Here is a 13,165-nt window from a genome sequence, read left to right as displayed (position 1 = left end):
AACGACATCGCCGAGAACGCGCTGCGCCGCGCCGCGTTGTGGGACGAGGTCAAGGACCGCCTGGGCAAGAACGCGCTGGGGCTGTCCGGCGGCCAGCAGCAGCGCCTGGTGATCGCCCGTGCCCTGGCGATCGAGCCCGACATCCTGCTCATGGACGAGCCGGCGTCCTCCCTCGACCCGAGAAGCACCTCGCGCATCGAGGACCTGATGCACGAGCTCACACCGGGCGTCACGATCGTGATCGTCACCCACAACCTTCAGCAGGCCGGCCGCGTCGGTGACTACACCGCTTTCCTGAGTTCCGACCCCGACGACAACGACGACAACGGCCCCGTCGTCGGCCGGCTGGTCGAGTTCGGAACGACCAAGAAGATCTTCAGCGGCCCCGACGACAAACGGACCGAGGACTACGTCACGGGCCGTTTCGGCTGATCCGATCGCGCGCCGCCAACGACGTAGGCGCCCGCGGTGACGGGCCGGGCGGACCCACCGCCCGGCTCGTCCTTCGACTGCAGCTTCCAGCGCGGTGGGCAGCCGGGGGTCACGGACCTTGACTGTGTCGCAAGCACACGGTTTCTCATGAGCCGCAGATTCGAAGGGATAAATCACATGTCTTCTCCAGCCGCGCGGCGAGGTCGAAGAACTCTCGCGCGCACCTGCTTCGGCGTCGTGCCCAGCCCTCCTAGTGCCCTTAATTGTGTGCCTGGCACATGGTGTGGGGTGGTCACATGACGCCGAGTGACGTTCAGCATTGGTTTTGCGCTGCAGGAAGGCGCTACAGGCTGGCTCAGCAATGCCGGTACTCCCCGTCGATCGTCGTGGCCGCCGGTTTCGAACCCATCCCTGTGAGAGCTGAACGATGACCGAACGCACAAGCACGAGTCAAGCTGCCCACGACGCCGTGTCGGCGCTCCCTGGCACCGTTCCCGATCGTCCCTTCGGCGTCCACTTCCGCATGGCGCGATGGAAGTCACTCGTCGTTCTCATCGCGATCCCGGTAACGCTTCTGCTCGTCCAGATCATCGTCTTCCAAGGGGTCGTGGCGATTGAGGGGCCGACCGACCCGAACCGGCCCACCCTCACGCCGCTCTCGATCGCCGCGACGGGCATCAGTACCGCCATCACCGCCGTGCTCATGACAATGCTGGTGGCGTCCCTGGCCAAGGTGCCGTGGCGGGCGGTGATCCGCCACACCCGAGCTTTCGATCGGCGCCGTGTCAGCATCTATCTGTTGGGGTCTGCCGTTCTGGTGGGCTTGAGCATCCTCGTGACTCTCCTGATCGCGCCGGAGTCAACAGGATGGGACTCGTTCGCCGTCGGGGCGACCACCATCGCCATCATCCTCGTCACCCTCGTCGCCACCCCGCTGCAGTCCGCAGGCGAAGAAATCGCGTTCCGAGGAGCGGTCATCCCCGCCGCCGGCTCCTGGTTCCGCAACACCCGCCTCGCCATCGTCTTCGCCATCCTCGTCTCCGGCGTACTCTTCGCGGTGGTCCACGTGACGCTGGACCCGTGGCTCGTCAGCTATCTGATCGTTTTCTCGGCATGCACGACCGTCATGGGTCTCATCAGCGGTGGCCTGGAAGCCGCCATTGCCCTTCATGTCTCGAACAATGTGATCGCAGGCATTCTGAACGCCCTGTTCACTGGGGGCGAATCGACGACACTCGACCGGGCTGTGGGTGCAGGGCCCGGTGCCAATCTCATCATCCTGATGGTGATGAATGTCGCGGTGGTCGCCATGGTCTGGCTCGTTGAACGAGCGAAGCGCAAACGGACCGCATCAGCGTGATAAGTATCCGAGGCGGCGCACTGAGGAATCGATGCGAGTGCCGATCGGGTGGTGCGCCGGCAGTAATCCTGGCTCCGGGCCCGTGGAAAGCGTACCTCGATCGGGGCCTCAACTCGCCGAACACCCTTGGCCCTTACCGAACATCTCTCTAAGGTCCCGGCCACCGCTGCATTCTGTTTATTCCTGACATGTCTCAGGCTAGGCGGTGGCTGCTCGCCGTCCACGAACGATCGCACATCGTCGGAGATCAGAAAGAGGTCTGCTGGAGGTATCGAGACGGCATTTGCAGTTCCCGGTTACGTTAAGTTCCTTCACGCCGACAGGCTGGCAGGTGCGAGTCATGACATCTGATCCCGAGATCATTCCCGGCAAGTTTCTCGATCTCTTGGAGCGGCCACTGATCGCTCATCTGGCGACCGTGCGCGACGACGGCGCACCGCAGGTCAATCCGATGTGGTTCAGCTGGGACGGGGAGTTCATCCGGTTCACCCACACGAACTTCCGCCGCAAGTACCGCAACGTCACGGCGAATCCGGCGGTGTCCCTGTCGATCGTCGACCCGGCTGATCCGTATCGATATCTCGAGGTCCGGGGTGTCGTCGAGCGCATCGACCCGGACCCGGCCGGTGCGTTCTTCGTCGAGTTGGCCGAGCGGTACGACGCCCCGTTCGGCGCCACGCCGCCGCCCGACGCCGCCGCCCGGGTGATCTTCGTGGTGCGCCCCACCGCCACCAGCGCGCACTGAGAGACCACCTCACCAGTGGGCGTAGCGCCGCGGCGTCACGCCGGGAGACTGGCGCGACGGCGACAAGGGCGAGAGAGGCGGGCATGGCGGTCCCTCTGAGTCCTCGAGCTCGCGCGCCCGAGGGAAGTTCCGGCCGATCAGTGGGGGTGCCTTGAGCTACGCGCTGACCGCGGTGTCCCCGGACTCGGCGGGCAGCTGTTGCGTTCGGTCCAGAGGGTCTTTCCAGATCAGGGCGACCACCACGCCGGTGAGGACGACGGCGGTGACGGCGAACGGGATCGGGATGAGCGGGTCGATGAGGACGAGGACCGCCCCGGCCGGCACGATGATGTTGACGTGGCGCCCGGCGCTGCGGCGCATCACGAGCACCCAAATGCCGAGGATGAAGACGGCGATCGGAACGGTGTAGGCGAACGAGGCGACCACCGGGCCGAGCTTGCTGTGGCCGGTGATCACGTCGATTTCGGCTTCGATGCCGGCGGAGAGCGCGCCTGCCGCGGCGAAGACGAAGTAGTGACCGTAGCCGTACCCGAGCGAGAGACCCAGACCGCCGATGGCGGTGTGGTGCGGCGCCCAGAAGTACACCCACCACAACGCGGCCGTGACGACCAGGGTGAGCACGGCCACCCCGATCAGCGGACCGAGTGTGTCTCCCTCGTGCAGCGCCTCGATGATCGCGTTGGCCGAGGCCAGCAGGCTTTCGCCCAGCAGGATGAGAGTGAACAGGCCGAACCGGTCGGCGAGGTGGTGCGGATGCCACGGGGTGCCGGCTTGTCGTTCCGCGACGATCGGCACCGAGAGCTCGGCTGCGAACAGGAGGATCACGGCGACCCAGAACGCGCCGGCGGGCAGCAGCAGCGAGGCCAGCCAGAGGATCTGCACGGCGGCGATCCCGACGGCGTAGGTGGTGGTGGACCGGCGGGTGTCCCCGGCCGAGCGTGACGCGCGCAGCCACTGCGCGACCAGCGCGATACGCATGACGACGTAGGCCAGCACCAGCACGACATAGTCCTGGTCCTCGAACGCCGCCTGGATGCCGGAGGCGAGTACGAGCACGCCGCCCATCTGCACGATGGTCAACAGACGGTAGAGCCAGTCGTCGGTGTCGAACGAGGTGGCGAACCAGGTGAAGTTCATCCACGCCCACCAGATCCCGAAGAACACGACGGCGTAGTTGGCGACGCCTTCCAGCACATGCGCTTCGCTGAGCTGGTGGTGCAGCTGGACGGAAGCGATGCTGACCGCGACGACGAAGACCAGGTCGAAGAACAGCTCCAGTTACGACGCGGTGCGGCCGGCCTCGTCCGGGTCGCGTGGCCCCATCGGCACGAGCCGGTAGCGAGACGTGGGTGCATTCATATGGGCTCACCTAGGTCGACTCGTCGGGGCACCAGTGAAGATTCTGTTCTCAGAACAGGGTCAAGCACCTTGGCCGCTCTGACAGCTCGTCTTGACCGTGTTGCCGCGACATGGTTTCCACTGGGCTGGTCATGCATCCTCGAGTGAGGGAATCACATGCGTAAAGCCTTGTCCGCGGCCCTGGCCGTGGCCGTCGCGGCAGTGGCGATGGCCTCGGTCGGTGGAATGTCGGAGGCCACGACCTCCAGCGCGGCTCCGTTGGCGTGGGGACCGTGCCCGGCCGACGTCCTGTCGCCCGTCTTGCAGTGCACGACGATTGCGGTGCCGCTGGATTATCGCGAGCCGGAGGGCCGGAAGATCGATATCGCGGTCTCCCGGGTGGTGAGCAGGAACCCGTCGGAACGCAGGGGTGTGCTGGTGACCAACCCGGGTGGTCCCGGTGCCGGTGGGCTGGACTATCCGGGACTGCTGGTCAACCCGGCGGTGCCGAAGCCGCTGCCGCAGGTCGTGCAGGATCGGTACGACGTGATCGGGTTCGACCCGCGCGGGGTCGGCCACAGCGCGCCCGTGACCTGCGACGTGACCCCGGAGCAGATCGCCCGGCGTAATTTCTGGTATCCCGAGACCGCGGCCGGCGTGCGTAAGGATGCCCGGGTCGCCCAGGCGATCGCGCGGCAGTGCGCCACTTCGGAGACGGCGTCGCTGCTGCCGCACATCACCACCGCGAACACGGCGCGGGACATGGACCGGATCCGCCAGGCGCTGGGCGAGCCGAAGATCTCCTACCTGGGTACGTCGTACGGCACCTATCTCGGTGCGGTGTACACGACGTTGTTCCCGCAGCGCAGTGACCGGTTCGTGCTTGACAGCAACCTTGGGCCCAAGGGGTTCGACCACACGGCTTTGCAGCGGACGGCGGTCGGCATGCACGATCGTTTCCCGGATTTCGCGAAGTTCGCCGCGGCCAATCCGCAGTACGGGCTGGGCCGCACACCGCAGCAGGTGCGCGCGAAGTACTTCGAGCTGGCCGGGCGGCTGGCCAAGCAGCCGGTCCAGGGCATCGACGGTTCGTTGTTCCGGGGGATCACCTTCGACAGTCTCTACAGCGACGTGGGCCTGACGACGTTGGCCGCGCTGTGGCAGGCGCTCGACAACAATCAGCCGCTGCCTCCGGAGCCGCAGCCGGCGGACGTCGACAATCTGATTTCGAGCCGGCATCACGTGCTGTGTGGTGACTCGCGCTGGCCGAAGTCCGTACGCAGCTATCAGCGCGACGTTGTCGCCTACCGGCTGGCGTATCCGTTGAACGGTGCGGGCGCGGCCAACATCACACCGTGCGCCTATTGGCCGGCGCCGGTCGAACGGCCGGTGCGTATCGGTGATCGGGGACCGTCCAACGTCCTCATGGTGCAGAACCTGCGCGATCCCGGCACCCCACTGGTCGGTGCCCGGGAGCTGAGGAAGGCGTTCGGTCAGCGGGCGCGCATGGTCACGGCCGATCAGGGCGGCCACGGCGCTTATGTGCTGCTTGCCCAGAACACGTGCGCGAATGACACGGTGACCACATTCCTGGCCACCGGGCAACGTCCCCAGCACGACCGGGCCTGCCCCGCGGAGCCTCGCTGACCGTTGACTGCGACGGGACCACTCCGGCTCGGGGCGGTCCCGGACGGCGTCAATGTCTTCCAGGGTCTGGGCGAAGTGTCGCGCCGCCAGACACTCTCCTCGGCTTCAGTCCCGACCCGCACGCGGCGCGTGCCGAGGAAGGGGTACGGCCGGCCTCAGCCGCCGAAGAAGCTGTACTCGCTCGGATTCGCCGAGACGACTGTGCCGCCGGGCGCCGGTCCGGTGGCGCACGCGCACGGCGACGAGGACGAGGCTTTCTACCTGCTCTCACCCGGCCTGGTCCGAGAATGTCGGGTTCTGGGGTGACCACTTCGGGTCCCGGTCGGGTTCGTCTGAAGACGTCGGACCGCTTCGGTCGCAACGGGGCCTTGCGGTTCGATGTCTTCGCCGGCCAGGCAGTCAGCCACCAACCGGATCATCGCGACTTCGGCGGGAGTGGATCGGGAGCATCGGTGTAACCGGCATCGAAGTCCAACAACGCTTGGTCCAAGCCCTCCGGGCCGGGGCAGCACCGCCTGCATCCGCCTGGCGGCGACCAGGTTCGGGGTGTCGCGGACCGTCTCTGCCTGAACCTGTGGCGGGGTGGGCTACGCCGTAGCCGGTCACCGGCGGGCGTGCGCCACATTCTCGCGGACCGCGGGGGCGATTTCGGTGCCGAAGCGGGTGAGGGTGGTGGGGTCGTCGCCGCCGATGAGGAACGTGCTGATGCCGTGCTCGAGGGCGAGCATGGTGAGCCGGTCGATCCACACCTCGGGCGGGCCGTCGAGGAAGCCCTGGCCAGTGGGGACAAGGCTGGCGCGCATGAAGTTCATCAGGCGGCGGACCGCGGCCGGCTCCCGCCCGGCCTCGTGGGCGGCGTCGTCGATGCGGTGGTTGGCGTCGGCGAGGCCGGGGAGGCCGCCGTCGATGTATTCGATGCTGGGCAGCCATCCGTCGGCGACGGCGCCGGTGAGGGCGAGCATGCGGGGCTTGTAGGAGCCGACCCAGATCGGGATCGGGCGGTGGGCGTACGGCGTACGGTCGCCGTCTTCGATCCGGTAGAACGGGCCCTCATGGTTCAGCGGCCCCTGCTGGTCCGGGTCCCAGGCGTCGCGGATGATGCCGATCGCCTCCCTCAGGGCCGCGACGCCCTGCGCGGGGGTCAGTTTGCGGCCGCCCATACGGGCGATGCCGTCCCAGAACGCGCCGGCGCCGATGCCCAGCCGGAAACGGCCGCCGGAGAGCCGGTCGACGGTCGCCGCCGCGCGGGCCAGGCCGAGCGGGGGCCGTAGTGGCAGGCTGGTGACGTTGCCGCTGACCGCGATCTTCTGCGTCCTCGAGGCGACATAGGTCAGCAGGGTCGAGGTGTCGTGGAAGGACGGCTGGTACGGGTGGTCCTGAAAGGTGACCAGGTCCAGGCCCGCCTGCTCGGACACGAGAGCCAGGTCGACGCCGTGCTGCGCGGGCTGCGCGACAGGAGTGACGAAGCTGCCGAACAACAGATCGTGGCCGTAGTCGTTCATGCCGCTTTCTCCGTCTCGAACGTCTGCTCTCCGCCGGCCATGGTGCTGACCGGGAGCTCAGCCGGGGGAATGGTGAAGTTGTCCCGGAAGAGATTGGTCGGGTCGTACTCGGCCTTGAGCCGCCGCAGCCGCTCCAGCACCGGCCCTGGGAAGGCGTCCAGAAGGCGTTCGGGGCGCCGGTCGGTCTCGAAGCTGAGGTAGAGGCCGTCGAAGTGTGGCCGCAACCGGTCCCACTCGGCCGACAGGAGGTCGTCGCTGGAACTCATCGCGGTCGCCTGGAACAGCGGCGACCGGTGGCTGAAGGCCATCGCGTCCGACGGCACCTCGGTGATCGCTCCGCCCATCGCGCGCAATTCGAAGAAGTAGACCAGATCGGAGCTCAGCAACTCGGCCGCCTCGTGAGCGAACTGACGGGTGAGTTCGGGGATGAACGCGGAACGCGAGACCGGCTCACCGAAACCCTGCTGGCCGTCCGGTCCGATGTCGACGGCGTTGGCCATCACCCCCGGATATGCGGTCATCACCACCTGTTGCCGGGCGAGCTGGCCCAGGTCGAGGAACGGGGTCAGCCGCGCGATGACGGTGTCCGGGTCGGGGTGGTCGACCACGGCGAAGAGGGAGACCACCCACTGGCCCTGCCTGGCCCGGCCGGTCACCAGGAAAACGGTGGTGTCCGTGGGGGCCTCGCTCGCGATCTGCCCATAGCGGTACAGCGATTCCTCGATGTCGGTGGAGACCAGAGTGAGCTGCGCCCAGCCGACCTGGCCGACCACGGAGGTCTCGAACTCGAACGCCGTCGCGATCCCGAAGTTGGCCCCGGCTCCCCGCACGGCCCAGAACACGTCGGGGTTCTCCGTGTCGGAGGCGCGGACCGGGGTGCCGTCGGCCAGCACCAGCTCCACCGCCCGCAGACGATCGATGGTCAGGCCGTGCTTGCGGGACAGCAGGCCGATGCCGCCCGCTGTGGCGAGCCCGCCGACTCCGACGCCGCCGTAGTCCCCGGAGCCCAGAGCCCACCCGTGGGATACGAGAGACTGCGCCACGCGCTTCCAGGTGCGGCCGGGCCCGATCCGTACCAGCCGCCGCGATCGGTCGAGAACCTCGAGGGAGTCCATCGCTCCGACGCTGATGACCAGCCCGCCCCGGCTGGTGGAGCGGCCGCTGATGCCGTGCCCGGCACTGCGTACCCCGAACGGGATGTCCCGATGGTCGCGGGCGAACGCGATCGCGTCCGCCACCTCGGCGACCGTGCGCGGGCGCAGCACGAGCCCGGGGTTGCCACCGCGCAGGTAGGTCGAGGCGACGGCGCGGTGCTCGGGGTCGCCGGGCTCGACCGCACGGGCGGCCAGGCCGGCCGGCACCGCGTCGTAGGCGATGCCCGGCATCCGCTGCGCCAGCGCCAGGGCGGATCGGTGCGGGCGCCCGGCCGGTGCCTCGGGCTCCGGCGCCGCCACCAGCGGCCGGAGGCGAGTCACGTCGCCGGCAGTGTGGACGGGCACGACGGGGATGCCGGCCCCGGCGGCGTCACGCACCGAGCCGGCATCGGCATCGGCATCGGCATCCACGACCGTCCAGCGGGCACCGGGTGGCAGGGTGCGTTCCGGGGCGAGCGCGGCGAGCGTCGCCACCGCCTTCGCGAGCACCGCCGGAACCGCCGAGTCGGCGCCTGCCGGGTCGAACGGCTCATCGCGCGGCGGGACGCTCACGCGGATACGGTCGGTCACCCCGGTGATCCAGGTCGCCACCACCCACGCGTCCGCATGGCGGTTGCCGGTGACCACGGCAATGCCGATCCCGTTGTCCTCGGCCACCTGCGCGAGGGCGACCAGCTCGTCCGCTTCGGCGCTGTCCGCGTTCAGAAGAACACCGATCTCCACTCCGCACCTCCAGTTTGCCCGACACCTGAGCGCTGCCTTGGCACAGCAAATCTAGTTCCGGATGGTTTGTTCAACAACATGTTTGTTCGACAACTCACCTCTATGGGCGGGCCTGGTGCGAGGCGGTCGGCGCTCGTCGTCAGTTGCTCAGTCAATAATTTGACCAACAAGCGGTCGGTTACCATTGCCGTGTGGATGCAGGTGGTGGGGGCACGCCGACTGTGGGCGTTCCCGGGTCCGACCTCGGTTGGACCTTGGGGGTGATCTTGCGCCGTTGGCACGAGCAGGTGGAGGAAGCCGTCGCGGGGTTGCCCCATGGGCCCCGGGGCTATCAGATTTTGTCGGTCGTCGGCCACAACAGCCCGCCGACCCAGAGTGGGCTGGCCAAGCACCTCAACATTGACAAAACGGTCATGCCCTACATCATCGATGCCCTCGAGGGCGCCGGCCTGATCGAACGCCGGCCCGATCCGTCGGATCGTCGTGTGCGCAGGATCGTCATCACCCCGGCCGGGGCCAAGAAGCTGAAGCAACTCGAGAAGAAGGTGCGCGCAGCCGAAGACTTGGTCTTCCATGGGGTCGCGCCCGAGACGCGCGCGGTTTTCGTCGATCAGGCCACCCGGCTGGCGGTTTCGATTCATACCGACCGGCCTGCGCTTGACCCGTGCATCGCCGTGCGTGATGTCCTGGCCGATCCCGCCCTGGGGCCACCGCGGTAACCGGGCCCACTCGGCGGAGACGAAGGACAGTCTCGTACGCCTCGGAGTCTCTCGATCTGCGACTGGCCCGGGCGACGAGGTGGGGTGGTCGGCAGACCCTAAACCCGGGCGGTTCCTGTCGAGCCGGAAACACCGCTCCTGGCACAGTCCCCGGGGCACTGTGGGCGCCGCCAAGGCGGTTGCTCGAGTTTCCCGCGGCCGGCATGCAACGAAGGCGGTTCCTGGCGTGTAATCAAGGTATGAGAGGTGCGGACTTCGAGGCGTACGTGCGGGAGGTCAGCCCAGGGCTGCTTCGCTTCGGCCACGTCCTGACTCTTGATCGGTCCGAGGCCGAAGATCTTGCGCAGGAGACGCTCATCCGGGTGGGGTTGGCCTGGGCGCGCGTTCGGCAGAACGGCAACCCGGTCGGCTACGCCAACCGGACCATGGTCAATCTGTTCCTCAACCGGCGCCGCAAACGCGTCGACATTCCCGTTGCGGTGATGCCGGAGCGGGGCCAGGAGGATCGTGGTATCGCCGCCGTTGATGCTGCGGGTGCCCTGCGCGACCTGTTGGCCGGGCTGCCACCTCGGCAGCGGGCCGTGGTCGCGTTGCGTTATGTCCATGACATGCCGGATGACGAGATCGCCGCCCTGATCGGATGCAGTCCGCAAACCGTGCGCTCCCAGGTTTCCCGGGGCCTGGCCACCATGCGCTCCCACCGGCCCGACGAGGAGGTGACGTCGTGACCGACCGTGATCTGGCCGAGTTCGACATCCCGGTGCCCCAGGATTTCGTGCAGCGCGTGCAGCGGGGTGTGCGTCGCCGTCGCCTGCTGCGGGCGGCGGCGACCGGGGGTGCCACGTTGACCGTCGCCGGGGTTGTCGTCGGCGGCTTGGCGCTGGCGCAGGGCGGCTCGCAGCAGGCTCCGGTCACGCCGCCGGCCGCTGCGTCGTCGGGGGAGAGCGCGGCGGCCGGTTCGGCCCTGGACGGCTTCGCGATCAGTTCGCTGCCGCAAGGCGTTGTCCGGGCCGGTGAAGACAGTTTCTACACGGCGCGGGTCACCGATAAGGGCCTGGTCAACGACGGCACGGGGCCAGGATTGGGTGACCCGAGCGCGTCGGTGACCATGCGGCGCTACGACCGCACCGATGGGGCCAGTTTCTTCGTCACGGTGATGCGGCCGATGACCGGTGACGCCGCCACCGTCGGGGCTCAGCTGGTGACGGGTGCGACGGCCGGCGTGACGCCGGCCGTCGAGTTCGACACCTCGATCGGTACAGCTCGGATGTTCCGTAGCGTCGGTAACGAGATCACCACGTATCGGGCGGTCGTCGAAACTCCGGAACACGTGGTGATCACGGTCGAGGGCTCCGGGAAAGCCCGCGCCGCGGAGATCCAGGACATGGCCCGGAACATCGCCCGGTGAGCTAGGGCGTATCTGGTGGACCACGCCGCAGCCCCGCGTGATTCACCAGCTACGCCCTAGCAGCGGGGGATCGTCCCGGAGGTGACACTGATCTGGCCGGAGTGGCTGTACCCGGTCACGCCGGTGGTCCGGTTGCGGTGGTTGTACCAGATGTTGGTTCCGCCGGTCTGTTCGCCGAGCTTGTAGCAGGTGATGCTGGCGCCCTGGCCGCGGTAGCCGAGGCCGTGCGCCGCGCAGCTGGAGGTCGCCTGCGGGCATTTGCGGATGCGTACGCCCGAGCCGGTGTAGTCGCCGCTCGCGGCCGCGGAGGCTGCGGTGGCCGGAATCAGCGCGACCGCGCTCAGCAGCACACCGGCCGCGGCCGTGCCCAGTATTTGCCTCGTTCTCATGGCATCTCCTTTTCGCTAGGTCACTGCCTGGATCACTCCAGCGACGGCCAGCAGCGTCGTCGCCACCGTCACCAGCCGGAACGGCCGGCCGGCGATGCTGTACCGCCTGTCCCAGTCGGAGCCGTCGCCCCAGCCGAGCCGGACCAACGGCATCACCGCCCGGCCGGCCCCGAACGCGGCACCGGCCAGTAGTGCATAGGGCCACCAGGCCAGCAGGGCCACGGTCAGCGCGGCCAGGTGCGGCACGCTGCTGGTCATGAACGTGCGCAACCCGGTGCCCATCTCAAAACCGAACTGCCAGGCACCGAGCCGGCCGCCCTCCTGGATCACTGTGGACGGCACCTGCCGGCCATTCTGGGGCAGCCACACCCTTGCCAGACCGGACTCGTTGCCCACCACCACGACCGCGAGCACCCCGATCAGGGCGAGGCGCAGCCAGGTAGGCAGCATCGGTCGCAGCAGCGACCCGAGCAGCACCAGCAGCGCGCCGGTCGTGACGCCACCCAGAACCTCTCCGGCGGCGAAGTGCCACCGTGCCTTTCCTCGCCAAACTGACGAGCTCAGCAGATCCGCTGAGTTCAGGCTTCAAACGGAGCCGGAGATGGCGTACCCGGATACCAGCCCGAGCAGCAGCCACCAAAGGACAGCGACCGGCGGCCCGCCGGCCAGGACCGATGCCGCGGCGGCGGCTGCCGCCGCGGCGAGGACGACGGCCGGTGCCCACGGGTGGAACAGAGGCCGGATCAAAAGCATCAGATGGCCGTCCGGCAGATGCTGAACGTGTTGCGGGACGTGCTGCCATCGCGATAGACGGTCCGGCCGTCGGAGCACTTACGGTTCACGCCGCTACCGGTCCAGCGCCACGCGTTTCGGCTGCTGCAGCTGGTGTTGTCAAAGGTGTAGTTGTAGGTCACGGAACTGCCGGAGTAACTGTCGTTGCGGTGCCAGGAGCCGTTGCAGGTGCTGCTGTACCAGGCGGTTGCGGGGACGCACGTGGTCGGGGAGGAAGAGTAGTAGCCTCGGCAGTCGTTCCACACCGACAGCACCGGGTTCGGGTTGGTGGCGCGGCTCGGCAGCGCCCGGGTGACCAGATCCAGAGCGGCCAGGCCGAGGCCCAACGCGCCACCGCCGACCAGCTGCAGCACGGTGCGCCGGCTCACGCGGGAGCCGCGGATCGTCGCGGTCACCACGCTCGGGGTGGCGTCCGGAGGTGCGGTGTGGAAATCGGGCAGGGTGGCTACGGTGCTCGTCATGACGGGACCTCCGTGGTAGAAGCGGATGTGGGGTCGAGAGCGGCCTGGAGCGGTCTCAGGTCACCACCGGGAACCGCCTCGATGACGGTGCCGTCGGCGGCGATGACGACGATGCCGGGCGACCAGGACGGGGCGAGGTCCCGGTACGCCTGCTCGTCGACCAGCACGTCCACGCCGTCCGACCGCTGGTAGTCACCGAACGCGGCCAGGACGGCGAACTCGGCGGTGCCCGCGTACGTCGCGGCCAGCTCCCGGAACTCCGGCAGCACCTCGGCGCAGATGCTGCATCCCGGCTCGGCCGTGAACACGTACCGTCGGGAAGCGGTGAGCGGGCGCAATGACCGCGCGGAATCGGGCAGGCCGGCGCGGGCGCCGGCCGGCAACCGCAGGGCCGCTTGCAGGATGCGGACCTGTTGCAGCAGTGCCGCGAAGCCGAAGGCGAGCACGATGATCGCCAGCCAGGCGAGGATCAGGGCAGCGGTGGTGAAGCTCATC

The 13,165-nt window shown here is 68.2% G+C and carries 14 protein-coding genes; 7 read left to right on the top strand and 7 right to left on the bottom strand.

Translation table 11 applies throughout. The annotated features are described in order from the left end of the window. From HJC40_RS36220 to HJC40_RS36210, 3 genes are all read left to right on the top strand, one after another. Positions 1 to 432, top strand: a 432-nt coding sequence (locus HJC40_RS36220) for a phosphate ABC transporter ATP-binding protein (protein WP_250007984.1), incomplete at its 5' end; no start/stop codon positions are given. 427 nt (positions 433 to 859) lie between these two features. After that, positions 860 to 1,792, top strand: a complete 933-nt coding sequence (locus HJC40_RS36215) for a CPBP family intramembrane glutamic endopeptidase (protein ID WP_250007983.1) — start codon at positions 860 to 862, stop codon at positions 1,790 to 1,792. A gap of 283 nt (positions 1,793 to 2,075) precedes the next feature. Beyond that, complete coding sequence (locus HJC40_RS36210) at positions 2,076 to 2,537, top strand: PPOX class F420-dependent oxidoreductase (protein ID WP_250007981.1); 462 nt, start codon at positions 2,076 to 2,078, stop codon at positions 2,535 to 2,537. 156 nt (positions 2,538 to 2,693) lie between these two features. Here HJC40_RS36210 and HJC40_RS36205 read toward each other — a convergent pair whose 3' ends face one another. Next, a complete protein-coding gene (locus HJC40_RS36205; RefSeq protein ID WP_284044223.1) occupies positions 2,694 to 3,809 on the bottom strand; it encodes a low temperature requirement protein A in 1,116 nt (371 codons plus the stop codon). A gap of 243 nt (positions 3,810 to 4,052) precedes the next feature. Here HJC40_RS36205 and HJC40_RS36200 point away from each other — a divergent pair, with 243 nt between their 5' ends. Then, a complete protein-coding gene (locus HJC40_RS36200; protein ID WP_250007980.1) occupies positions 4,053 to 5,522 on the top strand; it encodes an alpha/beta hydrolase in 1,470 nt (489 codons plus the stop codon). A 602-nt stretch (positions 5,523 to 6,124) separates the two neighbouring features. On the opposite strand, the gene HJC40_RS36195 is transcribed toward HJC40_RS36200, so the two are convergent. Next, positions 6,125 to 7,024: an LLM class flavin-dependent oxidoreductase gene (locus tag HJC40_RS36195; RefSeq protein ID WP_250007979.1), complete on the bottom strand. Its 900-nt coding sequence runs from the start codon at positions 7,022 to 7,024 to the stop codon at positions 6,125 to 6,127. Further along, entirely contained in the window at positions 7,021 to 8,901 is a 1,881-nt protein-coding gene (locus HJC40_RS36190; RefSeq protein WP_250007978.1) for an FAD-binding protein, read from the bottom strand. The genes HJC40_RS36195 and HJC40_RS36190 overlap by 4 nt, the downstream gene beginning before the upstream one ends. 191 nt (positions 8,902 to 9,092) lie before the next feature. Here HJC40_RS36190 and HJC40_RS36185 point away from each other — a divergent pair, with 191 nt between their 5' ends. The 3 genes from HJC40_RS36185 to HJC40_RS36175 all read left to right on the top strand — a co-directional run bounded on the left by HJC40_RS36185 (position 9,093) and on the right by HJC40_RS36175 (position 11,028). Continuing rightward, entirely contained in the window at positions 9,093 to 9,620 is a 528-nt protein-coding gene (locus tag HJC40_RS36185; protein ID WP_250007977.1) for a MarR family transcriptional regulator, read from the top strand. Between the two features lie 239 nt (positions 9,621 to 9,859). After that, positions 9,860 to 10,348, top strand: coding sequence for a SigE family RNA polymerase sigma factor (locus tag HJC40_RS36180; RefSeq protein ID WP_250007976.1), 489 nt, complete (start codon positions 9,860 to 9,862; stop codon positions 10,346 to 10,348). Then, positions 10,345 to 11,028 carry a hypothetical protein gene (locus HJC40_RS36175; protein ID WP_250007974.1) on the top strand — a complete coding sequence of 228 codons (684 nt, stop codon included), beginning with the start codon at positions 10,345 to 10,347 and terminating at the stop codon, positions 11,026 to 11,028. The genes HJC40_RS36180 and HJC40_RS36175 overlap by 4 nt, the downstream gene beginning before the upstream one ends. A 56-nt stretch (positions 11,029 to 11,084) precedes the next feature. Here the strand turns inward: HJC40_RS36175 and HJC40_RS36170 are convergent, their stop codons facing one another. The 4 genes from HJC40_RS36170 to HJC40_RS36155 all read right to left on the bottom strand — a co-directional run bounded on the left by HJC40_RS36170 (position 11,085) and on the right by HJC40_RS36155 (position 13,164). Continuing rightward, positions 11,085 to 11,417: a hypothetical protein gene (locus tag HJC40_RS36170; RefSeq protein WP_250007973.1), complete on the bottom strand. Its 333-nt coding sequence runs from the start codon at positions 11,415 to 11,417 to the stop codon at positions 11,085 to 11,087. Between the two features lie 15 nt (positions 11,418 to 11,432). Then, positions 11,433 to 11,867, bottom strand: a complete 435-nt coding sequence (locus tag HJC40_RS36165; RefSeq protein WP_250007972.1) for a hypothetical protein — start codon at positions 11,865 to 11,867, stop codon at positions 11,433 to 11,435. A 302-nt stretch (positions 11,868 to 12,169) separates the two neighbouring features. Further along, a complete protein-coding gene (locus HJC40_RS36160) occupies positions 12,170 to 12,670 on the bottom strand; it encodes a hypothetical protein (protein ID WP_250007971.1) in 501 nt (166 codons plus the stop codon). Next, the gene (locus HJC40_RS36155; protein ID WP_250007970.1) at positions 12,667 to 13,164 is read right to left on the bottom strand and encodes a hypothetical protein; all 498 of its coding nucleotides are present in this window, start codon (positions 13,162 to 13,164) and stop codon (positions 12,667 to 12,669) included. The genes HJC40_RS36160 and HJC40_RS36155 overlap by 4 nt, the downstream gene beginning before the upstream one ends. Position 13,165 lies beyond the last annotated feature (1 nt).

Source organism: Actinoplanes sp. M2I2, assembly GCF_023544445.1.
GTDB lineage: Bacteria > Actinomycetota > Actinomycetes > Mycobacteriales > Micromonosporaceae > Actinoplanes.
Note: the sequence above shows the minus strand (reverse complement) of the source record. Positions and strands in the feature narration are given on the sequence as shown.

What these genes read in the sequence shown, in the direction of transcription:
- HJC40_RS36165 (WP_250007972.1), bottom strand. Translation starts at nt 11,867, where the DNA reads ATGCTGCCTACCTGGCTGCGCCTCGCCCTGATCGGGGTGCTCGCGGTC.
- HJC40_RS36195 (WP_250007979.1), bottom strand. Translation starts at nt 7,024, where the DNA reads ATGAACGACTACGGCCACGATCTGTTGTTCGGCAGCTTCGTCACTCCT.
- HJC40_RS36160 (WP_250007971.1), bottom strand. Translation starts at nt 12,670, where the DNA reads ATGACGAGCACCGTAGCCACCCTGCCCGATTTCCACACCGCACCTCCG.
- HJC40_RS36215 (WP_250007983.1), top strand. Translation starts at nt 860, where the DNA reads ATGACCGAACGCACAAGCACGAGTCAAGCTGCCCACGACGCCGTGTCG.
- HJC40_RS36155 (WP_250007970.1), bottom strand. Translation starts at nt 13,164, where the DNA reads ATGAGCTTCACCACCGCTGCCCTGATCCTCGCCTGGCTGGCGATCATC.
- HJC40_RS36170 (WP_250007973.1), bottom strand. Translation starts at nt 11,417, where the DNA reads ATGAGAACGAGGCAAATACTGGGCACGGCCGCGGCCGGTGTGCTGCTG.
- HJC40_RS36200 (WP_250007980.1), top strand. Translation starts at nt 4,053, where the DNA reads ATGCGTAAAGCCTTGTCCGCGGCCCTGGCCGTGGCCGTCGCGGCAGTG.
- HJC40_RS36180 (WP_250007976.1), top strand. Translation starts at nt 9,860, where the DNA reads ATGAGAGGTGCGGACTTCGAGGCGTACGTGCGGGAGGTCAGCCCAGGG.